Origin of the sequence: Pseudomonas sp. MS19 (assembly GCF_013277615.1) — a bacterium.
Classification (GTDB): Bacteria; Pseudomonadota; Gammaproteobacteria; order Pseudomonadales; family Pseudomonadaceae; genus Aquipseudomonas; species Aquipseudomonas marincola.
In genome coordinates, this window is sequence record NZ_VBTO01000014.1 from 193,927 (window position 1) to 216,531 (window position 22,605).

Here is a 22,605-nt window from a genome sequence, read left to right on the forward strand (position 1 = left end):
GCCTGTGTCCGTACTGCGCCTACCGTCCCTGCCCGCCTCGGCCGGCAAACAACACTGGGGGAACCTGCCCGGTGCCGCCTTGAGCCTGGCAATTGCCGAAGCCGCCAGCAGTGCAAAGCGTTTCACTTTGTTACTGACTGCCGACAGCCAAAGTGCTGAGCGCCTGGAGCAAGAACTCAGATTCTTCGCCCCTGAGCTGCCGGTTTTGCACTTCCCGGACTGGGAAACGCTGCCGTATGACCTGTTTTCCCCTCACCAAGACATCACTTCCCAGCGTATTTCCGCGCTGTATCGCCTGCCAGAGCTGAAACACGGGGTTTTGGTAGTCCCGATCACCACCGCCCTACATCGCCTGGCACCTAAACGTTTCTTGCTGGGCAGCAGCCTGGTGCTTGATGCCGGGCAAAAGCTCGAAGTCAACGAGATGCGCAGCCGCCTCGAAGCCGCTGGATATCGCTGCGTGGACACCGTGTATGAGCATGGCGAATTTGCCGTGCGCGGAGCGCTGATCGACCTGTTCCCGATGGGCAGCCACCAGCCGTACCGTATTGATCTGTTCGATGACGAAATCGAAACCCTGCGCACCTTCGACCCGGAGACTCAGCGCTCGATCGACAAGGTTGAGTCGATCAAGCTGCTGCCTGCGCGCGAATTCCCGCTCGAGAAGAAAGCCGTGACCGATTTCCGCGGACGCTTTCGCGAGCGTTTTGACGTTGATTTCAGGCGCTGCCCGATCTATCAGGATCTTTCGACCGGCATTACCCCGGCCGGTATCGAGTATTACCTGCCGCTGTTCTTCGAAGAGACCGCGACCCTGTTCGACTACCTGCCGCAAGACACGCAGGTGTTCTCGCTGCCCGGTATCGAAAAGGCCGCCGAACAGTTCTGGACCGATGCGCGCAACCGCTACGAAGAGCGCCGCGTAGACCCTGAACGCCCATTGCTGCCGCCAAGCGATATTTTCCTGCCGGTTGAAGACTGCTTTGCACGCCTGAAAGACTGGCCGCGCGTAGTCATCAGCAAGGAAGACATCGAAGACGGCGTCGGCCGCCAGCGCTTCAATGCGCAGCCGATGCCAGATTTGGCGATTCAAGCCAAGTCCAGCGAACCACTCGCCGCCCTGCGCCGGTTTATCGAAAACTACCCGGGCCGCATTCTGTTCTGCGCCGAATCCGCCGGTCGCCGCGAAGTACTCCTCGAACTGTTGGCCCGGCTTAAGCTCAGCCCGCGCGAGTTCGAGGGCTGGCCGCAGTTCACTCAGGCTAAAGATCGCCTTGGCATCACCATCGCACCGCTCGACGAAGGCCTGGTGCTGGATGAAATCGCCCTGATTGCCGAAAGCCCGCTGTTTGGCCAACGCGTCATGCAGCGTCGTCGTCGCGAGAAAACCCGTGACGCTGGCGAAAACGTCATCAAGAACCTCACCGAACTGCGCGAAGGCGCTCCGGTGGTGCACATCGATCACGGTGTTGGCCGCTATCAAGGCCTGATCACCCTGGAAATCGACGGCCAAAGCGCTGAGTTTCTGTCGCTGCAATACGCCGAAGAAGCCAAGCTGTACGTGCCGGTTGCCAGCTTGCACCTGATTGCCCGCTACACCGGCAGCGATGACGCCCTTGCGCCGCTGCACCGCCTTGGCTCTGAGGTTTGGCAGAAAGCCAAGCGCAAAGCGGCCGAGCAGGTACGCGATGTGGCCGCTGAACTGCTGGATATCTATGCCCGCCGCGCTGCCCGTGAAGGCTACGCCTTTGCCGACCCAATGGCCGATTACGCCACGTTCAGCTCGGGCTTCCCGTTCGAAGAGACGCCGGACCAACAAGCAGCCATCGACGCGGTTCACGACGACATGCTCGCACCCAAGCCGATGGATCGTCTGGTCTGTGGCGACGTTGGCTTCGGCAAGACCGAAGTCGCCATGCGTGCGGCCTTTATCGCCGTGCATGGCGGCAAACAAGTTGCGATCCTGGTGCCGACCACCCTGCTCGCCCAGCAGCATTACAACAGCTTCCGCGACCGCTTCGCCGATTGGCCGGTAAAGGTCGAGGTGATGAGCCGCTTCAAGAGCGCCAAGGAAGTTGGCGAGGCCATGCAGCAATTGGCCGAAGGCAAGGTTGATATCGTCATCGGCACCCACAAGTTGCTGCAGGATGACGTCAAGTTCAACAACCTGGGGCTGGTGATCATCGACGAAGAGCACCGTTTCGGTGTGCGCCAGAAAGAGCAGCTGAAAGCGCTGCGCAGCGAAGTCGACATTCTCACCCTCACCGCCACGCCAATTCCGCGCACACTGAACATGGCCGTTGCCGGCATGCGCGACCTGTCGATTATTGCCACCCCGCCAGCGCGGCGCTTGTCGGTACGCACCTTTGTGATGGAGCAGCAAAACACCGTCATCAAAGAAGCGCTGCTGCGTGAACTGCTGCGCGGCGGTCAGGTTTACTACCTGCACAACGATGTTAAAACCATCGAAAAATGCGCCGCTGATATCGCCGCACTGGTGCCTGAAGCCCGTATTGGTATCGGCCACGGACAAATGCGCGAGCGCGAACTGGAACAGGTGATGGGCGACTTCTATCACAAGCGCTTCAACGTACTGATCGCCTCGACCATTATCGAAACCGGCATCGACGTGCCGAGCGCCAACACCATCATCATCGAGCGCGCCGACAAGTTTGGCCTTGCCCAACTGCATCAGTTGCGCGGTCGCGTCGGTCGCAGCCACCACCAGGCGTATGCGTACCTGCTGACACCGCCACGCAAGCAACTCACCGACGACGCGCAGAAGCGCCTCGAAGCCATCGCCAACGCGCAGGATCTCGGCGCAGGCTTTGTGCTGGCCACCCACGACCTTGAGATTCGTGGCGCTGGAGAGCTGCTTGGTGATGGCCAGAGCGGACAAATCCAAGCCGTTGGCTTCACGCTGTATATGGAAATGCTTGAGCGCGCGGTGAAATCAATCCGCAAAGGTGAGCAACCTAATCTCGACCAGCCACTCGGTGGCGGCCCTGAAGTCAACTTGCGCGTACCGGCGCTGATCCCGGAAGACTACTTGCCCGACGTGCATGCGCGGCTGATTCTGTACAAGCGCATTGCCAACGCCGCCAACGAGGATGACCTCAAGGAACTGCAGGTTGAGATGATCGACCGCTTCGGCCTGCTTCCCGAGCCGACCAAGAATCTGGTGCGCATTACCCTGCTCAAATTGCAGGCCGAAACACTCGGCATCAGTAAAGTCGACGCCGGTCCGCAAGGCGGTCGCATCGACTTCACCGCCGACACCCAGGTTGATCCGCTAACCTTGATCAAGCTGATCCAGAGCCAACCCAATCGCTATAAATTCGAAGGCGCGACGCAGTTCAAATTCCAGATTTCGATGGAACGCCCCGAAGAACGTTTCAATACCCTTGAGGCGCTGTTTGAGCGCCTGATGCCGAAAAACTAAGGATTTTGCATGCGCGCATTTCGAAGTGCTGCCTTACTCGCTCTCACCCTGCTGACGCTCGCGTCCGCGCCTGTGAGCGCCAATGATACTTACAAGGTTGAGGTCATCGTATTCCGCCAGCCGGGCGAGCCTATTCCTTCGAGCAAGCTCGCGCCGGAAGGCTGGAGCGCCGGCGCCATGGCCATCAGCAAAGAGCAATCACGCGAAACCGCACTGGACCAAGAGGCGGCCAAGCTCAGCCCTGAAAACGGTTATGAAGTGCTGCTGCATCAAGCCTGGAGCCAACCCATCAGCGAGACGCCAAACAGCGTAGCGATCTCCAACGGCGAGCAGCAACTGGGGCATTACCCAGTCGAAGGCACGCTGACATTCAGCCAGGGGCGCACATTCAAGGTCGACACGCAGTTGTGGGTCAACCAGTTCGACTCCAGCGGCCTGGTCAGCGCCAGCGAACACATCAAGAAAACCGGCTCACCCGTCACCCGCGGCAAACTGACCTTCATCGATTACCAAAGCCTCGGCATATTGATCCGCATCCGCTAACCCCGCCCCCGCCCGGACAAAGCAATCGCAAGCCCGGGCCAAATCCCCGGCGGTTGGAGGGTAACGTACGAACGATGGATGACGATGGATAACGTGCGAACGCTGGATATCGTGCGGAGGATGGATAGCGTGCAAAGCATCGCAATCCGTCATAACCCCCGCAACCGCACCATAAATCCCGCGCCATCCCACAGGCCGCCACGTCGGAAGCCGCAATGCGGATTCCAACCTCCATTGAAATAACAGCCGATCAATTCAAAACCCAACAACCCACCGGCAGATTGATAACGTACGGTCGATGGATAACGTGCGAACGTTGGATATCGTGCGGAGGATGGATAGCGTGCGCAGCATCGCAATCCGTCATAACCCTCGAAGCCGCACCATAAATCCCACGCCAACCCGCAGGCCGCCATGTCGGAAGCCGCGATGCGGATTCCAACCTCCATTGGAATAACAGGCAATCATTTCAAAACCCACCAACCCACCGGCAGATTAATAACGCACGGTCGATGGATAACGTGCGAACGTTGGATAGCGTGCAAAGCATCGCAATCCGTCATAACCCCCGCAACCGCACCATAAATCCCGCGCTAACCCGCAGGCCGCCATGTCGGAAGCCGCGATGCGGATTCCAACCTCCATTGAAATAACAGCCGTACAATTCAAAACCCAACAACCCACCGGCAGATTGAAAACGTACGGTCGATGGGTAACGTGCGAACGTTGGATAGCGTGCGGAGGATGGATAGCGTGCAAAGCATCGCAATCCGTCAAAACCCTCGCAGCCGCACCATAAATCCCGCGCCAACCCGCAGGCCGCCATGTCGGAAGCCGCGACGCGGATTCCAACCTTCGTCGGATTTACAGCCCATAAAACTCACATCCCAAACAGCATAAAGGCCCGCAAACGGGCCTTTATGCAAAGCAAAACCTGAACGCGATCAGCTCAGCACTCTGACCAATACGGCTTTAACTTTGCCCATGCCCTGCTCAAGCGCACGCTCGATCTCGGCCATGGTAATCAACGCGGTGGCCTTGCCCGCTGCCGGGTTAACCACCAGCGACAGGCATGCATACGGCAGAGAAACCTCACGCGCCAACACGGCCTCAGGCATACCGGTCATGCCGACGATATCGCAGCCATCACGCTCCATGCGGGCGATCTCGGCTACTGTTTCGAGGCGCGGGCCTTGAGTTACGCCATAAACGCCGTGGCTGCTGAATTCACAGTGTTCGGCAGCCAGAGCGGCGATCAGCAGTTCACGCAACTTTTCATCGTACGGGTAGCTGAAATCAACGTGGGTAACGTGATCGAGCTCGCCTTCAAAGAAGGTGTGTTCGCGGCCCGAGGTGTAATCAATCACCTGATGCGGCACGCAGAAGTGCCCGGTGCCCATGGCCATGTGAATACCGCCCACGGCATTCACTGCAATAATTGCTTCGGCGCCAGCCTGCTTGAGCGCCCAGATATTGGCGCGATAGTTGACCTGATGCGGCGGGATACGGTGCGGATGGCCATGACGCGCCAGAAACAACACTTCACGCCCGGCGTATTCGCCACGCAGCACCGGAGCTGATGGCGCGCCGTACAGCGTATCCATGTTCAATGCAGCCGTAATTGTCAGGCCTTCCAGCTGGGTCAGGCCCGTACCGCCAATGATGGCGTAAACAGTCATCAAGCGCCCCTTATTCGATTAATTGTGCGCTACGCAGCGCGTTAATGGCCTTCAACCAGCGTGGGTGCTGGCGGTATTCAACACCGGGGAATGCCTGACGACGCATACGCGCCAAGCCATCCGGCGCTACAACCTGCAGGCGCTGGGCTGCGCTCAACGCCAGCTCGGCGGCGGCACGGTCATTACACACCAGGCCCATGTCGCAACCGGCACTGAATGCAGCTTCGATACGGCTCGCCGCATCGCCCACCACGTGAGCGCCCGCCATGGACAGGTCATCACTGAAAATCACGCCTTTGAAGCCCAGTTCGCCGCGAAGGATCTCCTGCAGCCAGCGTTTGGAGAAACCTGCAGGCTGATTATCGACCTGCGAGTAAATAACGTGGGCCGGCATGACGGCGGCCAGTTGATTGCCGAGCAGGGTAAACGGCTGCATATCTTCAGCGCGTATTTGCTCAAGGCTGCGTTCATCCACCGGAATAGCCACATGCGAATCGGCTTCAGCCCAACCATGCCCCGGAAAATGCTTGCCGGTTGCCGCCATGCCCGCCTGATTCATGCCTCGGATAAATGCACCCGCCAACTCGGCAGCACGCTGCGGCGAGCTTTCAAAGGCGCGGCTGCCTACCACTGCGCTGCGCTGGTGATCAAGGTCAAGCACCGGCGCAAAGCTTAAATCGAGCCCGACAGCCAGCACTTCAGTGGCCATCAGCCAGCCGCAATGCTCAGCCAGTTCAGCCGCATTGCTGTTATCGGCAATGGCGCGCATGGCAGGCAGGCGCACGAAACCCTGACGCAAACGCTGAACGCGACCGCCCTCTTGATCCACGGCCAGCAGAATATCCGGGCGAACTGCGCGAATAGCTGCCGACAGTTCGCGAACCTGACGCGGGTCTTCGATATTGCGGGCAAATAAGATCAGACCACCGACTTCGGGCTGACGCAGAATTTGCCGGTCCTCGGCCGTCAGCCAGGTACCGTCGATGTCCAGCATCAGTGAACCTTGCATGCTTGAGCTCACAAATATTCCTTAAGTAAGTGACGCCTGCGCCCATTGCGGACACGGCGCCTCATCGATCAAAACGCGGCAACCGACCGAGATCATGTCATACAGACCGATCAAGTCGGGATTACGCAGCCGGATGCAGCCATGAGACAACGCAACGCCCATGGGTTCAGTGGGCGGCGTGCCATGCAAATAGATATAACGACGAAAGGTATCCACCTTACCCAAACGATTGCGCCCGGGCTCACAGCCGCTCAACCAGAGAATGCGGCTGAGAATCCAGTCGCGCCCCGGGAACTGCTCGGCGAGCGCTGCAGACCAGACCTCAGAGGTCCAGCGGCGGCCGCGCAACACGGCACCTTCCGGCAGGCCTGCGCCGATTTTGGCGCGCACCACATGCATGCCACGCGGCGTGCAACCGGAGCCGTTGAGTTCGCCAGGACCATTCAGGGCAGTGGAGACAGGCAGACGTACAACCAGCGCATCATCGGCGAAACCGTAGAGCGTCTGATCAGCCAGAGAGATGTGTAGAAAGTTAACGGTAGACATGCGCGCTAGCTTAGCGGAACAAAGCCAGCGCGCCCACCCGTGAGCGCTTAAACCTTGGCGGTTGCGCTTGAGCCTTTGGCACGGGGAATCAATTGCGCGGCCGCCAATGCAGGATCAGACACGCCGGTTTCCGAGCGCATGCCCGCAGCGAGGAAAGGCACCATTAAGCGCATGACCTGCTCAAGCGACGTATTAACCCCGAAGTCGGTTTCCGACATGGCGCGCAAAGCCTTGATACCGGACATGCTGAACGCAGCGGCGCCGAGCATGAAGTGCACGCGCCAGAACAGCTCAAGCGGCGGGATACGCGGCGCAGCATCATGAACCAGGAGCATGTAGCGACGGAAAACCTTGCCGTAAACTTCTTCAAGGTACTTACGCAAGTGGCCCTGACTCTGGCTGAACGCCAAACCGAGCAAGCGCATGAAGATTGACAAGTCATTACCACTGCGCGGCTTTACCGCCAGCGCCTGCTCGACCAACAAATCGAGCAACTCTTCAAGGGTGGCCTTGTAGCCCGGCGTGGCCTGACGTCGGTCAAGCTCACGCTCAAGGCTGACACAGAAAGGACCGAGGAAGCGTGAGAACACAGCCTGAATCAAGGCTTTCTTCGAGCCGAAATGATAGTTAACCGCCGCCAGATTGACTCCAGCCTTGCTGGTGATCAATCGCAATGACGTTTCGGCAAAACCCTTCTCGGCGAACAGTTGCTCGGCCGCATCGAGAATGCGCTCTACGGTTTCTGACTGTGCCATAAACGAATACCTGACAAACACTTGTTTGAAACATACGTATTAGATGAACAGCTTGTCAAGCTACAACTTCAATCATCACACAAGTGAATAACAAGCTTTATAGCAAAGTCCACGCCGATATTAACGAGACGTTTCACACAACCTGCAAGTAACACTGATTTCGGGCGGCGACACGACAACAGTGAAAAAGGATTATTGCCAAGCCCAATCTACTGTATATAATCCCAGTCACTGTATAAAAAGACAGAGCCCAGAAATGATTAAGCTGACGCCACGCCAATCCGAGATCCTTGAGTTCATCAAGCGCTGCATCGAAGACAACGGCTTCCCGCCTACCCGGGCAGAAATCGCTCAGGCGCTCGGCTTCAAGTCGCCCAACGCCGCCGAAGAACACCTTAAGGCACTGGCCCGCAAAGGGGCCATCGAAATGACGCCGGGCGCTTCTCGCGGTATCCGCATTCCGGGTTTTGAACCCAATGAAGAAGACGGCCTGCCAGTCATTGGCCGGGTCGCTGCGGGCGAGCCTATTCTGGCACAACAGCACATCGAAGAATCCTGCAAGATCAATCCGGCGTTCTTTCATCCGCGCGCCGATTATCTGCTGCGCGTGCATGGCACCAGTATGAAAGACATCGGCATTCTGGACGGTGACCTTCTAGCCGTGCACACCACGCGTGAGGCCCGCAACGGCCAGGTCGTGGTCGCCCGGATCGGCGATGAAGTCACCGTTAAGCGCTACAAGCGCCAGGGCAATACCGTTTGGCTGATTGCTGAGAACCCTGAGTTCCAGCCAATTGAAGTCGACCTTGAACAACAAGAATTGGTTATCGAAGGATTGAGCGTCGGCGTTATACGCCGCTAGAGGAGTTCTCATGCAGTTTCCACAGTCGCACAACCGCACACAATTGCCACTGTTTGGCGCGTTTCTCCCAGCTCCTGCTCTGGTGCCTGAAGCACCTGCGCACATCGAGCGAGTGGAAACACCAGAAGCATTCAGTGAAATTTCCCTACGCGGAGCCGCTGGATCCTGCCTGAACCTGCTCGCCCCAATGCTGCGAGAACTCAGCGAAAACAATGAGCAACGCTGGCTGACCCTGATTGCGCCACCAGCAAGCCTCACCCAAGCGTGGCTACGAGACGCTGGCCTCAATCGCGAGCGCATCTTGCTGCTGCACCCACGCAGTAAGCAGACGCCCTTGCAGCTCGCTCAGGAAACACTGCGTCTGGGCCGCAGCCATACCGTGATCAGCTGGCTGCATCCGCTGGAACGTAAAGCCCGTCTGTTGCTTGAAGCCGCTGCCAAAGAAGGCGCTGCGCAGAGCCTGAATATCAGCCTTGGCTGAAACCGCTTAATCATTGACCCAACAAAAAGAGCAGCCCTGAGGCTGCTCTTTTTATGTGTGTACTCTGCCGATTGAATCAGTGCAGTACGCGCGGACCTTCGTCGTGCTGGAAGTCGTTCTCAGCAAGATGACCGGCCATCTGCACGCCCACATTGAGCATGGCCTTGGCCACTTCTACGTGCTGGCCCTGCAGAAATGTCTTGGCTTCCTCAGAGAAATCGAGCACTACCAGCGACTCTTCATCCTCTGCGCGACGCAGAGCAATGCGGCCGTCAGGTAGTTCAACGATTTCCAGAAACGAGGTAGGCATAAGTATGAATCTCCAAGTTAGCCAATTATTGTAACAGGCGACCGAGACTCACCCTAGCCCGCCGATCAAATCGCTGCTTACCACTCAGTCAGCGACTCGCGAAAGCGTCGTGCCAACGACTTCAATTCCTGACGCCATGCCTCAAGTTCAGCACTGCTCAACTCGACCGGCTCTTCCTCAAGCGTTACCGAAGTGATTAGCGGCGTGGTCGGGTCTACTTTGGCCTTGCTGGCAGTCTGTTGCGGCACAAAGAGATCGGCATAGGCCTTCAGCAATTGTGCCAGCCAGGTTTCAGATTGCCCGGCAAGCTCAACCAGCTCTGCAAACTCAGGGCTCGGCGCTGCTTCAAGCAACGCTTTATCGAGCAGCATTTCGGCGCGCGGCGCATTGCTTTGAGGCAGCCGATAGAAACCTGCCACTTCATGGCACAGCCCAAGCAGCGCGCCGTACAAGTGAAACAGAGCCGATTCGCGCTCAGCCTGAATCAACGCCGGAGAATTGATCGCCTGGCCAGCCTCGGCCTTGCGCAACGACTCCAGCGAGAGCCCGGCATAGAAGATTTTTTGATTGGTGCGGGTGTAAAGCTCGCTCGCCATGTTGGCGCCCTCCACTGCGGATCAGTTCAATATACGCGCGCCAGCGATGAACTGGCGCGCGTTTTTGATCAGCGTTTCTTGTCTTCGACTTTCCACTTGCCGCCATCAAAGAACGCTTTCCAGCCAGTCGGCTTACCGTCGACCTCGGTCTGGACATATTGCTCTTTGGTCTTGCGGCTGTAGCGCACTACAGACAGACGCCCTTCCGGGTCTTTCTTTGGTGCGTCGAGCAAGAAGTGGTATTTCGGGTCGATCTCGTCTTTATGCGGAATCAACTCAGCGACCAGCGGCGCACGTGTTTCACGGTTCTTCGGGAACTGGCTTGCGGCCAGGAACAGCCCGGAAGCGCCGTCACGCAGAATGTACGTGTCGTTAACCTTCTCGCACTTGAGTTCCGGCATTTTGACCGGATCCATCTTGGGTGGCGCCGGCTCACCGCTGCGCAGCAACTTGCGGGTGTTCTTGCATTCAGCGTTGGTGCAACCGAAGAACTTGCCGAAACGACCGGTCTTCAACTGCATCTCGCTGCCGCACTTGTCGCACTCAAGGCTCGGACCTTCGTAGCCCTTGATGCGATATTGACCCATCTCGATTTCATAACCCGCGCAATCCGGGTTATTGCCGCAAATGTGCAGCTTGCGGGTTTCGTCGAGCAGGTAGGCATCCATCGCCGTGTCGCAAATCTTGCAGCGATGCTTGCTGAGCAACAGCAACGATTCCGACTCGCCCTCATCGTCCGCCGCAATTTCATCGCCTGGGACCAGGTTGATGGTCGACTTGCAGCGCTCTTTTGGCGGCAGGCTGTAGCCCGAGCAGCCGAGGAACACGCCGGTCGAGGCAGTGCGAATCATCATCGGACGGCCACATTCACGGCACGGAATATCAGTCAGCGTTGGCGAATTGGCACGCATACCGCTGTCGCCATCGGCTGCCACTTCAAGCTTCTTCTTGAAGTCGCCGTAGAACTCGTCAAGCAGGTGCTTCCACTGACGCTCACCCTGCGCCACATGGTCGAGGTTCTCTTCCATGCTCGCGGTGAAACCGTAGTCCATCAGATTGGAGAAGCTTTCGCTCAGGCGCTCGGTAACGATGTCGCCCATCTTCTCGGAGTAGAAACGCCGGTTGTGAATGGCCACATAGCCACGGTCCTGAATCGTCGAAATAATCGCCGCATAAGTCGAAGGGCGACCGATACCGCGCTTTTCCATCTCTTTAACCAGGCTGGCTTCAGAGTAACGCGCGGGCGGCTTGGTGAAGTGCTGAGTCGGATCGAGCTTGAGCAGCTTGAGCACCTCGCCTTCAGCCATGTCCGGCAGCACGCCATCATCGCCAGGCTTGCCGACTTGCGGCAAGGCACGGGTGTAACCGTCAAACTTGAGGATACGGCCCTTGGCGCGCAGCTCGAAGCGATCTGCAGCCACGGTAACCGTGGTCGACAGGTATTTGGCAGGCGGCATCTGGCAGGCCACGAATTGGCGCCAGATCAGCTCGTATAGACGCTCAGCATCACGTTCCATGCCGCTCAACTGAGTCGGCTTGGTGTTGACGTCGGACGGACGAATCGCTTCGTGCGCCTCTTGTGCGCCTTCCTTGCTGCTGTAAACGTTAGGCTTTTCTGGCAGGTACTCCTTGCCGTATTCACCCACGATAAAGTCACGCACCATGCTCACTGCGTCAGCCGACAGGTTGGTCGAGTCGGTACGCATATAAGTGATGTAACCCGCTTCGTACAAACGCTGGGCCATCATCATGGTTTTCTTCACACCAAAGCCCAGGCGCGTACTGGCAGCCTGCTGCAAGGTGGACGTAATAAACGGCGCCGACGGCTTGCTGCTGGTCGGTTTGTCTTCGCGCTTGGCAATGCTGTAACTGGACGACTTGAGCGCCTCAACGGCGGCCATGGCCTGCGCTTCGTTGAGCGGCTTGAAGGCAGCGCCATTCTCACGGGCCACTTCAAAGCGCACGGTGTCCTTGTTGCCGGTGGCCAGATCAGCGTGCACATCCCAGTATTCTTCCGGGACAAAAGCGCGAATTTCTTTCTCGCGCTCGACAACAAGCTTCACCGCTACCGACTGCACACGGCCGGCCGACAGACCCCGCGCGATCTTCGCCCACAGCAGTGGCGAGACCATGTAGCCCACGACGCGATCGAGGAAGCGCCGTGCCTGCTGGGCATTGACTCGATTAATGTCGAGATCGCCCGGCTTGGAGAACGCCTCTTGAATGGCTTTCTTGGTAATTTCGTTGAACACCACCCGCTTGTAGCGGCTGTCATCACCACCAATGGATTCGCGCAGGTGCCATGCAATGGCTTCCCCCTCGCGATCCAAGTCGGTTGCGAGATAGATGGTGTCGGCTTCTTTAGCGAGTCGGCGCAGTTCGTCGACGACCTTTTCTTTGCCTGGAAGGATCTCGTAATGGGCTTTCCAGCCGTTTTCCGGATCAACCCCCATGCGCGCCACCAGCTGACGCTTGGCTTTTTCCTTGGGCGTCAATACTGGCGCCTCTGAAGCTGCCTTACCGCGTTTGGCGGGCTCTTTAGCCGCACTAGCCGAACCACTGGTAGGCAGGTCTCGGATATGGCCGATGCTCGACTTCACCACGTACTCGTTACCCAAGTACTTGTTGATGGTCTTGGCCTTGGCCGGGGATTCCACGATGACCAGCGATTTACCCATGGATCAGAAGATTCCTGAAGTTCGAAAAATTTGAAAGGCGCATCCGCCTGACGTGGCACCGCTATATATAGTGGCGATAGAGCCGAGGTCAAGCACAGTAATTGCGCGACAGTGACTCAGGGACGGTCGAAAAGTGGCGCATGCGCCTCAACCAGAGCGAATCGAGGGACACTTTCACCCTCAACTGTAACGTGACTGCAGAACATTTCCAGCGGACGCACCCAAATCCCGTATTCACCATACAGGGCTTGATAGACCACGACCTGCTCTTGTGTTTCAGAATGCCTGGCCACGCCGATAACGCGATACTCGGGGCCTTTATAATGGCGATACAGTCCGGGTTGCAAATCCATCGTGATAATCCTTGAAAAAAATCTGACGCCGGACAAACAAAAACCGGGGCACTTGGCCCCGGTTTGATGCCAGCTAACGCTTAAACGCGTTCGAAGACAGTCGTAATACCCTGACCGAGGCCCACGCACATAGTAGCAACACCCAAGGTGCCGCCATTTTGCTTCATGACGTTGAGCAGGGTACCGGAGATACGGGCTCCGGAACAACCAAACGGGTGACCCAGTGCAATCGCGCCGCCGTGCAGGTTGACCTTTTGCTCCATCTGATCGAGCACTTTCAGGTCTTTCAACACAGGCAGAGCTTGGGCTGCAAAGGCTTCATTGAGTTCAAAGAAATCAATGTCACCGATGCTCAGGCCAGCACGAGCCAGGGCTTTCTTAGTCGACGGAACCGGGCCGTAACCCATGATCGCCGGATCAACACCCGCAACAGCCATGGCGCGAACCACAGCCATCGGCTGGATACCCAGATCCTGTGCACGCTGAGCGGACATCACGATCATGCAGGAAGCGCCGTCAGTGATCTGCGAGGAAGTACCCGCAGTCACGGTGCCGCCTTTCGGGTTAAACGCCGGACGCAATGCAGCCAGGCTTTCGATCGTGGTCTCTGGACGAATGGTCTCGTCGTAGTCGAACACTTTCAGGAAGCCGTTCTCGTCATAACCCTGCATCGGGATGATTTCGTCTTTGAATTTGCCTTCGACTGTCGCTTTGTGCGCCAGACGATGCGAACGCTCGCCGAATGCATCCTGCTGCTCACGGGTGATGCCGTGCATCTTGCCGAGCATTTCAGCAGTCAGACCCATCATGCCCGAGGCTTTTGCCGCGTACAGCGACAGGTGCGGGTTTGGATCAACGCCGTGCATCATGCCAACGTGGCCCATGTGCTCCACACCGCCAACCACGAACACGTCGCCGTTACCGGTCTGGATCGCCTGCACAGCAGTGTGCAGCGCGCTCATGGAAGAACCACACAGACGGCTGACCGTCTGGCCGGCACTGGTGTGCGGGATCTGGGTCATCAGCGACGCCATGCGCGCGATGTTCCAGCCCTGCTCCAGGGTCTGGTTTACGCAACCCCAGATTACGTCTTCGACTTCAGCCGGATCGACCTTGGTGTTACGGTCCAGCAGGCCGCGAATCAGGTTCGCCGACATGGTTTCGGCACGGGTGTTACGGTGCATGCCGCCCTTGGAGCGCCCCATCGGGGTGCGACCGAAGTCGACAATCACTGCATCTCTTGGATTCAAGCTCATCGTTTTACTCTCGCTTTAATCTGTCCGCTATTAACCGAAAAACTTCTGGCCATTTTTAGCCATTTCACGCAGTTTTTCGGTCGGCTGGTACAGCGCACCCAGTTCGGCATACTTGTCGGCCAGGGCAACGAATTCGGCAACACCAATGCTGTCGATGTAACGCAGCGCACCACCACGGAATGGAGGGAAGCCAATACCGTAGATCAGGCCCATATCGGCCTCGGCAGCGCTATCCACGATGCCGTCTTCCAGGCAACGTACGGTTTCCATGCACAGCGGAATCATCATGAAGTTGATGATGTCCTCGTCGGTCAGTTCGCGTTCTTCGCGGATGATCTGCTTGAGCAGCTCATACGACTGCGGATCAACGACTTTCTTCGGCTTGCCGCGCTTGTCAGTCTCGTAAGCGTAGAAACCTTTGCCATTTTTCTGGCCAAGGCGATCGGCTTCGTACATCACGTCTACCGCGGTACGGCCTTCTACAGCCATGCGATCCGGGAAGCCTTCAGCCATTACGTCACGGCCGTGGTGGCCAGTGTCGATGCCGACAACGTCAGACAGGTACGCCGGGCCCATTGGCCAGCCGAACTTTTCCATAACCTTGTCGATACGGGTGAAATCAACGCCGAATTCAAGCAGCTTGGAGAAGCCACCGAAGTACGGGAACAGTACACGGTTGACCAGGAAGCCCGGGCAATCGTTAACCACAACCGGGGTCTTACCCATCTTCTTGGCGTAGGCAACAGTTGTCGCGATAGCCACGTCGCCCGACTTCTCGCCACGAATAACCTCAACCAGCGGCATCATGTGTACCGGGTTGAAGAAGTGCATGCCGCAGAAGTTTTCCGGACGCTTGAGGGCCTTGGCCAGCAAGCTGATGGAAATGGTCGAAGTGTTGGAGGTCAGAATGGCGTCTTCACGCACCACGCCTTCAACTTCAGCCAATACGGCTTGCTTGACCTTCGGGTTCTCGACAACGGCTTCTACAACGATATCGACGTTGCCGAAATCGCCGTAAGACATGGTCGGGCGAATAGCGTTAAGCGCCTCAGCCATTTTCGCCGGAGTCAGACGGCCTTTCTCAACGCGCTTGCCAAGCAGCTTGGACGCTTCGTTGAGGCCAGTCTGGATACCGTCTTCACGGATGTCTTTCATCAGGATCGGCGTGCCTTTGACAGCCGACTGATAGGCGATACCGCCGCCCATGATGCCAGCGCCGAGTACGGCAGCCAGTTTCACGTCTTTGGCGATTTCGTCGTGGTGCTTGGCTTTTTTCTTCAGTTCCTGATCGTTCAGGAACAGGCCGATCAAGCTGGCAGCAACCGAAGTCTTGGCCAGTTTGACGAAGCCTGCAGCTTCAACTTCCAGCGCTTTGTCGCGGCCGAAGTTTGCAGCTTTCTGAATGGTTTTGATCGCTTCAACCGGCGCCGGGTAGTTCGGGCCAGCTTGACCGGCAACAAAACCCTTGGCGGTTTCAAATGCCATCATCTGCTCGATGGCATTGAGCTTGATCTTATCCAGCTTCGGCTGACGCTTGGCCTTGTAATCCAGCTCGCCGGAGATGGCGCGCTTGAGCAGGTCCAGAGCAGCGGCCTGGAGCTTGTCCGGAGCAACCACAGCGTCGACAGCGCCTGCTTTGAGGGCGTCTTCAGCACGGTTTTCCTTGCTCGCAGCGATCCACTCGATGGCGTTATCAGTACCGATCAGGCGTGGCAGGCGCACAGTGCCGCCGAAGCCCGGGTAGATGCCCAGCTTAACTTCTGGCAGGCCGACTTTAGCGGTGGCCGACATGACGCGGTAATCCGCAGCCAGGCACATTTCGAAGCCGCCGCCCAGTGCGATGCCGTTGATGGCTGCAACTGTCGGAACATTGAGGTCTTCGAAGTCGCTGAAAATCTTGTTGGCTTCAAGGTTGCCGGCAACCAGCTCTTCATCAGGCAGCTTGAAGTTTTCAACGAACTCGGTGATATCGGCGCCGACGATGAATACGTCTTTGCCGCTGGTAACAATCACGCCTTTGATCGAACCATCGGCCTTGATTGCATCAACGCTCTGACGCAGCTCGTTAAGGGTTAGACGGTTGAACTTGTTGACGGACTCACCCTTGAGGTCGAAATTCAATTCGACGATGCCACTCTCAAGAGCCTTAACCGTGATGGCTTTACCTTCGTAAATCATCAACTGATCTCCACGGTATGGAAGCTAAACAGTACACATCGGTGCCTACTGACCAACCAGCGTGCGGGTAAGAACCCTTAAAGTCGCTAATTGCCCAGAACACCCGCCGACGCGATATTCGGAACAAGTGACCTTGCCTTATTCAGGCAAACGGTCAATTCATACGCCCGTTTGATTTGGGTAGCACACCTTCACGGAAATCCCCGTGATTGTCAATTGCCACACAACGACTCCAATCCTTTATAGCGCTGCAAATTGCAGTTTCAGGCTGCTCTGCAATTGCTTCAAAAGCATTATCATCAATGGCAATGAAGCACTATTTCATATTTACCAGCCGTTACCAGTGCAATTTTCCGAACAACGCCGCAGAGCCCGGACGGAACTTGATCAAGCAGCTAGCAGCCACACGCAGCACGGCTTTGTTGTCTCAGCGGGCTATGCCATAATGGCTGACTGCCTGATCTTGGCTTTGGACATCCCTGTAAGTTTGGGACAGTCCCCGACGCACAATGTTTTAATTGCGTCTAAAGTGAATGCACGGTCGCCAACGCTGACCGTCGAAATAGCCGCTGTTGATTACTGTGCAAAATTGATAGCGAAGATTTCGCTGAAAAGAATTCCGGCCTGCCTGGCCAACCCTAAAGCCCAGTGGCAGCACTGGGCTTTTTCTTTTGCGCTAATAAACTGCGCAACCGCTGCCTTGGGCTAGGCATGCGCCTTTAAGAAAGTGGCGATTTTCTCCAAATCGCCCGGCTTGCCGGCTTCGCCCCAGCAAATACCGACCATCTGCGCATTGGCTTCTGCTTTATAAACATCCGCCGGCAACTCGGCCAACGCGGCCGCGAGTGCTGGATCGGCACAAGGCTCACGCCACTGATTAAGCCAATTACCTGCGCCATCTTGCCAAAAGCACCAATGCTCGCGCCGCCCACGCAGGCGTGAACGGTGATATTGCGGGCAGGAATCGAGCGGTTTATTTTCCAGCCAGTAAGGCCACTCTTGCCGTGAAAGCTGCATGATGAGGCCCATTCGCCGGGCTTCGGTGCGAACATCCATGCGCCCGCGCAACCGGCGCGAAGGCATCAACATTGCGAACGGGCTCAACACACAAAAAAGCAAGATTAGTATTATCCAAAAGTTCATTGCATGTAGCCCATTGAGAAATGCCTGTGTAAGGTGAATAAAACAGCCATACTTATTACTATCGGTCACTCTTATAAGGAGTTCCCCATGTCCTACCAGCATATTATGGTCGCCGTCGACTTAACCGAAGAGTGCGACCCGGTAATGAAACGTGCAGTAGCGCTCGCTGATGGCACGCATGCCAAGCTGTCGGTGGTTCACGTTGTAGAGCCAATGGCGATGGCCTTTGGTGGCGATGTGCCGATGGACCTGTCGATGTTGCAGCAGCAACAGTTTGATCAGGCTCGCGAGCGCCTTGATGCATTCTCGACCAAATACCCGCAGCTGCTGGCCGATCAACGCCACCTGACCTACGGCCAGCCGCGTCAGGAGATCCACAAGCTTGCTGAAGAGCAAGGCTGCGACCTGATCATCGTCGGCAGCCACGGTCGTCACGGCCTCGCCCTGCTGCTCGGCTCGACCGCCAATGACGTGCTGCACGGCGCACCTTGCGATGTACTCGCGGTACGCCTGAAAAAAGATTCATAAACGCTTTGTAGACTCCACCCGCCTGCTCCCCGCAGGCGGGTAGCCTGATCAGCCTTCCAGTTCCGCCCAACGCTCAACCAGCGCATCCAACTCAGCCTGCTTGGTTTCTACTGTGGCCAGTACGGCGGCGGTCTTGTCGGCGGCTTGCTGATAAAACGCCGGATCAGAAATCTGCTCTTGCAGCGCAGCCAGCTCGGCTTCCAACTGATCGATCTGCCCCGGAATTGCTTCCAGTTCGCGCTGCAGCTTGTAGCTCAATTTCTTTTTCGCCGGCGCTGGCTGCTCAACCACCGGAGCGGCTGGCTCAACTGGCGTCTCAACCACAGCCGAGGCCAGTTCTGCCTTGCCCGACTTGGTTTCACCGACGCCCAGCAAACGTGCCGAACCGCCCTGACGCAGCCAGTCCTGATAACCACCAACGTACTCACGCACGCGGCCTTCACCTTCAAACACCAAGGTGCTGGTCACTACGTTGTCGAGGAATGCCCGGTCGTGGCTGACCATCAGCACAGTGCCCGGGAATGTCAGCAAGACTTCTTCAAGCAGCTCAAGCGTCTCGACGTCGAGGTCGTTGGTTGGCTCATCAAGCACCAGCAAGTTGGCGGGCTTGCTGAACAGCTTGGCCAGCAACAAGCGCGCACGCTCACCACCCGACAGCGCTTTAACCGGCGTGCGGGCACGCTGCGGGCTGAACAGGAAGTCGCCGAGATAACTGAGCACGTGACGGTTTTGGCCGTCGATCTCGATGAAGTCGCGACCTTCAGCCACGTTATCGATTACGGTTTTTTCCAGATCCAACTGATGACGCAACTGGTCGAAGTACGCCACATCAATGCGCGTACCTTCGGTAACGCTGCCGCTGGTAGGCTGGAGGCCCCCCAGCATCAGCTTCAACAGCGTGGTTTTGCCGGTACCGTTAGCGCCAAGCAGACCAATCCGGTCGCCTCGCTGCAGCACCATCGAAAAATCCTTGACCAGAAACGGGCCGCCCGGATGCGCAAAGCTGACGTCTTCCAACACCATGACTTGCTTGCCTGACTTCTCGGCAGTTTCCAGCTGGATGTTGGCCTTGCCGGTACGCTCGCGGCGCTCACTGCGCTCAACGCGCAACGCTTTCAGGGCACGTACACGGCCTTCGTTACGGGTGCGACGGGCTTTAATGCCCTGACGAATCCACACTTCTTCCTGGGCCAGACGCTTGTCGAACAGCGAATTCGCTGTCTCTTCAGCCGCCAGCGTTGCTTCTTTATGCACGAGGAAGCTGGCGTAATCGCCATTCCAGTCGATCAGGCCGCCACGGTCCAACTCAAGGATGCGCGTGGCCAGATTTTGCAGAAATGAACGGTCGTGGGTAATGAACAGAACCGCGCCCTGAAACCCCGTCAAAGCCTCTTCCAGCCAGGCGATTGCACCGATGTCCAGGTGGTTGGTTGGCTCATCGAGCAACAGCAAATCCGGCTCGGATACCAGCGCCTGCGCCAGCAGCACGCGACGACGCCAGCCACCCGACAGCTCGGCCAGGGTTTTGTCGGCCGGCAATTGCAGGCGGCTCAAAGTGCTGTCGACCAGTTGCTGCAAGCGCCAGCCGTCACGGGCTTCAAGGTCTTGCTGGACATGCATGAGCTTGTCCAGATCGGCATCGCTGTGAATGTTCTGGCTGAGGTGATGGTATTCGGCGAGCAACGCACCCACGCCATCCAGACCTTCGGCCACCACATCGAATACAGTGCGGCCATCGGCGACCGGCAACTCTTGCGGCAGCTCACCGATTTTCAGCCCGGGCGCGCGCCATACAGCGCCGTCATCGGGCTTCTGGTCACCCTTGACCAATTTGAGCATGCTCGACTTGCCCGTGCCGTTGCGGCCAATGATGCACACGCGTTCGCCACGGGCAATCTGCCAAGACACCTTGTCCAGCAGCGGCGATGCGCCGTAGGCCAGGGAGATATCGGTGAACTTAAGCAGGGTCATAACAAGCCTCAACAGTGCGGCGATGACATTGGCCTGATGGGTTACTGCGCTTGAATGCACCTAAGTCGCAGAACCGCTGAAGCCGAGGGAGGCCATCGCGAAAACTAATAGTTGCCGGCGCAACACGCTCAGCAAAACTGGGCGCGCATTCTACCCGAGATAGCGCAAGCCTACCCGGGCATTTTTCCGCCTTTACACGTTAAGCCGACCATCTGCCTTTCGTCCGACCCCAGCAAACAGCTAAGCTAGGGTCATTCGGCGCTATGTTCAGCGTGCGCCCCACATGCCAACTCAGGAAGAGTCATGTTCTGTCGCCCTTTCACTCTGATTTCTTGCATTGTTCTCTCTTTAAGTTCAATCGCATCGGCTCAGGCTGCGAGCCTCAGCCAGCAACGTCAATACTATGATGAGGCCAAACGTGCTCTGGCCAAAGGCGACGACGGCCCGTATCGCCGTTACGCCAGCGCCCTCAGCGGCTACCCGCTGACACCCTATCTGGCATACGACGAATTGACCGCCCGCCTGAAAAGCGCCAGCAATCAGGAAATCGAAGCGTTTCTCGCCAAGCATGGTGATTTGCCTCAGGCCAGCTGGATGAAGCTGCGTTGGTTGCGCTGGCTTGCCCAACGCGGCGATTGGGCGACGTTCGAAACCTATTACGATCCTTCGCTGAATTTCACTGAGCTCGACTGCCTCCACGGCCAGTATCAGCTCAGCCACGGCTTGCTCGAAGAAGGCGATGCCACGGCGAAGAAACTCTGGCTGGTCGGCAAATCGCAACCCAACGCCTGTGACCCGATGTTCGAGCAATGGGCTGCGACCGGCAAGCTCACCGAGGATCTGCGCTGGCAGCGCGCCAAACTGGCTGTAGAGCGAGGCAACTACGGTCTGGCCACGTACCTGAGCAAAACCATGCCAACCCTCGGCGGTCGCGCGCAACTAATGGTCGATGTGGCGCAGAAGCCGCAATTTCTCAGCCAGACCAATCGTTTCCTGCCCGCCGATGCAGCAATGGCCGACGTGGTGGGTTTGGGCCTGCGCCGTCTGGCACGCCAGGACCCGGAAAAAGCCCTGAGCCTGCTCGATGGCTACAGTTCGCGCATGCATTTTTCTGAGTCCGAGAAACTGGCAATTGCCCGTTCGATCGGCTTATCAATGGCCAAGAACTTCGACCCGCGCGCCCTGCCGGTAATGGCCAAATACGATCCTGACATGCGTGATGACAACGTCAGCGAATGGCGCGCACGCCTGCTGCTGCGCTTTGGGCGCTGGGATGAAGCCCACAAGCTGACCGAGAACATGCCCAAGGAACTGGCCCAGACCAGCCGCTGGCGCTACTGGCAGGCCCGCAGCCTGCAACTCGCGGAGCCGAACAGTACCGAGCCGGCCAAGCTGTATCGCAGCCTCGCCACCGAGCGCGACTTTTACGGTTTCATGGCGGCCGATCAGGTCAAACTGCCCTATTCGCTGAATAACCAGCCAATGAAGCTCGATCCCAGCGTCGTCGCCAAGGTACGCAACACGCCCGGCATTCAGCGGGCGCTGGAGTTTCATGACCGTGGCGAAATCGTCAACGGCCGCCGCGAGTGGTATCACGTAAGCCGCCGCTTCAGCCGCGAAGAACTAGTTGCCCAAGCGCGTCTGGCCTACTCGATGCAATGGTATTTCCCGGCCATCCGCACGCTCGGCCAAGCGCAATACTGGGACGATCTGGATGTACGTTTCCCGGTGATCTATCGTAAAGAGCTCACCCGCGAAGCCAAGAAGCGCGGCCTGCATTCCAGCTGGGTGTTTGCCATTACCCGTCAGGAAAGTGCGTTTATGGCCGATGCACGCTCACCGGCTGGCGCAATGGGCTTGATGCAGCTTATGCCGGCCACCGCCAAAGAGACGGCGCGTCGTTACGACATCCCGCTGGGCTCGGCGAATCAGGTCTTGGTGCCCGACACCAACATCCAGCTGGGTGCGGCGTACATGAACCAGATTTACGGCCAGTTCAATGGCAACCGCGTGCTCGCCACGGCGGCATACAACGCCGGGCCGGGTCGGGTGCGTCAGTGGCTACGAGGCAGCGACCACCTGGCGTATGACGTCTGGGTGGAAAACATTCCTTACGATGAAACACGTAAGTACGTGCAGAACGTACTGACTTACGCAGTGATTTACGGCAAGAAACTCAACCTGCCGCAACCACTGATTGGCTGGAACGAACGCTACTTCGACGACCAGCAATAACCGGCAAAACGAACAAAATCAGGTGCGGGCAATCTGCACC

19 protein-coding genes are annotated in these 22,605 nt (G+C 57.5%); 7 read left to right on the top strand and 12 right to left on the bottom strand.

Annotation, left to right across the window (positions count from 1 at the left end; all coding sequences use genetic code 11):
- Positions 1–4: 4 nt before the first annotated feature.
- Positions 5–3,442 carry a transcription-repair coupling factor gene (gene mfd, locus FEZ62_RS16675; protein WP_172929028.1) on the top strand — a complete coding sequence of 1,146 codons (3,438 nt, stop codon included), beginning with the start codon at positions 5–7 and terminating at the stop codon, positions 3,440–3,442.
- Positions 3,443–3,451: 9 nt separating this feature from the next.
- Complete coding sequence (locus FEZ62_RS16680) at positions 3,452–3,985, top strand: CsiV family protein (RefSeq protein WP_172929030.1); 534 nt, start codon at positions 3,452–3,454, stop codon at positions 3,983–3,985.
- 944 nt (positions 3,986–4,929) lie between these two features.
- Here FEZ62_RS16680 and FEZ62_RS16685 read toward each other — a convergent pair.
- The 4 genes from FEZ62_RS16685 to FEZ62_RS16700 are packed head-to-tail and all read right to left on the bottom strand — an operon-like array spanning position 4,930 to position 7,974.
- A complete protein-coding gene (locus FEZ62_RS16685) occupies positions 4,930–5,664 on the bottom strand; it encodes an S-methyl-5'-thioinosine phosphorylase (RefSeq protein ID WP_172929033.1) in 735 nt (244 codons plus the stop codon).
- A gap of 10 nt (positions 5,665–5,674) precedes the next feature.
- Positions 5,675–6,673, bottom strand: coding sequence for a beta-N-acetylhexosaminidase (gene nagZ / locus FEZ62_RS16690; protein ID WP_172929035.1), 999 nt, complete (start codon positions 6,671–6,673; stop codon positions 5,675–5,677).
- Positions 6,674–6,694: 21 nt separating this feature from the next.
- Positions 6,695–7,219 (bottom strand): L,D-transpeptidase, encoded by a 525-nt coding sequence (locus FEZ62_RS16695; protein WP_172929037.1) that lies wholly within the window; start codon positions 7,217–7,219, stop codon positions 6,695–6,697.
- A gap of 47 nt (positions 7,220–7,266) precedes the next feature.
- Positions 7,267–7,974, bottom strand: coding sequence for a TetR/AcrR family transcriptional regulator (locus FEZ62_RS16700; RefSeq protein WP_172929039.1), 708 nt, complete (start codon positions 7,972–7,974; stop codon positions 7,267–7,269).
- 256 nt (positions 7,975–8,230) lie between these two features.
- Between FEZ62_RS16700 and lexA the strand changes: the two genes are divergently transcribed.
- Together lexA and sulA are read left to right on the top strand one after the other, a co-directional pair.
- On the top strand, positions 8,231–8,836 hold the full coding sequence (gene lexA / locus FEZ62_RS16705) for a transcriptional repressor LexA (RefSeq protein ID WP_069898845.1): 606 nt from the start codon (positions 8,231–8,233) through the stop codon (positions 8,834–8,836).
- A 10-nt stretch (positions 8,837–8,846) separates the two neighbouring features.
- Complete coding sequence (gene sulA, locus FEZ62_RS16710; RefSeq protein WP_172929041.1) at positions 8,847–9,317, top strand: SOS-induced cell division inhibitor SulA; 471 nt, start codon at positions 8,847–8,849, stop codon at positions 9,315–9,317.
- 76 nt (positions 9,318–9,393) lie between these two features.
- Here sulA and FEZ62_RS16715 read toward each other — a convergent pair whose 3' ends face one another.
- The 6 genes from FEZ62_RS16715 to fadB form a co-directional block, all read right to left on the bottom strand.
- Complete coding sequence (locus tag FEZ62_RS16715; protein ID WP_069898849.1) at positions 9,394–9,627, bottom strand: hypothetical protein; 234 nt, start codon at positions 9,625–9,627, stop codon at positions 9,394–9,396.
- Positions 9,628–9,704: 77 nt separating this feature from the next.
- Complete coding sequence (locus FEZ62_RS16720) at positions 9,705–10,223, bottom strand: DUF6586 family protein (RefSeq protein WP_172929043.1); 519 nt, start codon at positions 10,221–10,223, stop codon at positions 9,705–9,707.
- Between the two features lie 68 nt (positions 10,224–10,291).
- Complete coding sequence (gene topA, locus FEZ62_RS16725) at positions 10,292–12,901, bottom strand: type I DNA topoisomerase (RefSeq protein WP_069898851.1); 2,610 nt, start codon at positions 12,899–12,901, stop codon at positions 10,292–10,294.
- A 116-nt stretch (positions 12,902–13,017) separates the two neighbouring features.
- Positions 13,018–13,254 (bottom strand): DUF1653 domain-containing protein, encoded by a 237-nt coding sequence (locus FEZ62_RS16730; protein ID WP_069898853.1) that lies wholly within the window; start codon positions 13,252–13,254, stop codon positions 13,018–13,020.
- An 80-nt stretch (positions 13,255–13,334) separates the two neighbouring features.
- Entirely contained in the window at positions 13,335–14,510 is a 1,176-nt protein-coding gene (gene fadA, locus FEZ62_RS16735; RefSeq protein WP_090508558.1) for an acetyl-CoA C-acyltransferase FadA, read from the bottom strand.
- Positions 14,511–14,540: 30 nt separating this feature from the next.
- Positions 14,541–16,688, bottom strand: a complete 2,148-nt coding sequence (gene fadB, locus FEZ62_RS16740) for a fatty acid oxidation complex subunit alpha FadB (RefSeq protein ID WP_172929045.1) — start codon at positions 16,686–16,688, stop codon at positions 14,541–14,543.
- 205 nt (positions 16,689–16,893) lie between these two features.
- Here fadB and FEZ62_RS16745 point away from each other — a divergent pair, with 205 nt between their 5' ends.
- A complete protein-coding gene (locus tag FEZ62_RS16745; protein ID WP_172929047.1) occupies positions 16,894–17,397 on the top strand; it encodes a hypothetical protein in 504 nt (167 codons plus the stop codon).
- On the opposite strand, the gene FEZ62_RS16750 is transcribed toward FEZ62_RS16745, so the two are convergent.
- Positions 17,394–17,831, bottom strand: coding sequence for a hypothetical protein (locus FEZ62_RS16750; protein WP_090508561.1), 438 nt, complete (start codon positions 17,829–17,831; stop codon positions 17,394–17,396). The two genes, FEZ62_RS16745 and FEZ62_RS16750, sit on opposite strands and share 4 nt — an antisense overlap.
- An 87-nt stretch (positions 17,832–17,918) precedes the next feature.
- On the opposite strand from FEZ62_RS16750, the gene FEZ62_RS16755 reads away from it, so the two are divergent.
- Complete coding sequence (locus FEZ62_RS16755) at positions 17,919–18,359, top strand: universal stress protein (RefSeq protein ID WP_090508562.1); 441 nt, start codon at positions 17,919–17,921, stop codon at positions 18,357–18,359.
- A 48-nt stretch (positions 18,360–18,407) separates the two neighbouring features.
- On the opposite strand, the gene FEZ62_RS16760 is transcribed toward FEZ62_RS16755, so the two are convergent.
- Positions 18,408–20,330 carry an ATP-binding cassette domain-containing protein gene (locus tag FEZ62_RS16760; RefSeq protein ID WP_172929054.1) on the bottom strand — a complete coding sequence of 641 codons (1,923 nt, stop codon included), beginning with the start codon at positions 20,328–20,330 and terminating at the stop codon, positions 18,408–18,410.
- A gap of 303 nt (positions 20,331–20,633) precedes the next feature.
- Between FEZ62_RS16760 and FEZ62_RS16765 the strand changes: the two genes are divergently transcribed.
- A complete protein-coding gene (locus FEZ62_RS16765; protein ID WP_172929062.1) occupies positions 20,634–22,565 on the top strand; it encodes a transglycosylase SLT domain-containing protein in 1,932 nt (643 codons plus the stop codon).
- Positions 22,566–22,605: the final 40 nt, after the last annotated feature.

Coding starts and splice junctions, on each gene's coding strand:
- FEZ62_RS16760 (WP_172929054.1), bottom strand. CDS start 20,330: ATGACCCTGCTTAAGTTCACCGATATCTCCCTGGCCTACGGCGCATCG.
- lexA (WP_069898845.1), top strand. CDS start 8,231: ATGATTAAGCTGACGCCACGCCAATCCGAGATCCTTGAGTTCATCAAG.
- FEZ62_RS16730 (WP_069898853.1), bottom strand. CDS start 13,254: ATGGATTTGCAACCCGGACTGTATCGCCATTATAAAGGCCCCGAGTAT.
- FEZ62_RS16720 (WP_172929043.1), bottom strand. CDS start 10,223: ATGGCGAGCGAGCTTTACACCCGCACCAATCAAAAAATCTTCTATGCC.
- FEZ62_RS16680 (WP_172929030.1), top strand. CDS start 3,452: ATGCGCGCATTTCGAAGTGCTGCCTTACTCGCTCTCACCCTGCTGACG.
- FEZ62_RS16715 (WP_069898849.1), bottom strand. CDS start 9,627: ATGCCTACCTCGTTTCTGGAAATCGTTGAACTACCTGACGGCCGCATT.
- FEZ62_RS16765 (WP_172929062.1), top strand. CDS start 20,634: ATGTTCTGTCGCCCTTTCACTCTGATTTCTTGCATTGTTCTCTCTTTA.
- sulA (WP_172929041.1), top strand. CDS start 8,847: ATGCAGTTTCCACAGTCGCACAACCGCACACAATTGCCACTGTTTGGC.
- nagZ (WP_172929035.1), bottom strand. CDS start 6,673: ATGCAAGGTTCACTGATGCTGGACATCGACGGTACCTGGCTGACGGCC.
- FEZ62_RS16700 (WP_172929039.1), bottom strand. CDS start 7,974: ATGGCACAGTCAGAAACCGTAGAGCGCATTCTCGATGCGGCCGAGCAA.
- FEZ62_RS16685 (WP_172929033.1), bottom strand. CDS start 5,664: ATGACTGTTTACGCCATCATTGGCGGTACGGGCCTGACCCAGCTGGAA.
- FEZ62_RS16695 (WP_172929037.1), bottom strand. CDS start 7,219: ATGTCTACCGTTAACTTTCTACACATCTCTCTGGCTGATCAGACGCTC.
- topA (WP_069898851.1), bottom strand. CDS start 12,901: ATGGGTAAATCGCTGGTCATCGTGGAATCCCCGGCCAAGGCCAAGACC.
- fadB (WP_172929045.1), bottom strand. CDS start 16,688: ATGATTTACGAAGGTAAAGCCATCACGGTTAAGGCTCTTGAGAGTGGC.
- fadA (WP_090508558.1), bottom strand. CDS start 14,510: ATGAGCTTGAATCCAAGAGATGCAGTGATTGTCGACTTCGGTCGCACC.
- FEZ62_RS16755 (WP_090508562.1), top strand. CDS start 17,919: ATGTCCTACCAGCATATTATGGTCGCCGTCGACTTAACCGAAGAGTGC.
- FEZ62_RS16750 (WP_090508561.1), bottom strand. CDS start 17,831: ATGAACTTTTGGATAATACTAATCTTGCTTTTTTGTGTGTTGAGCCCG.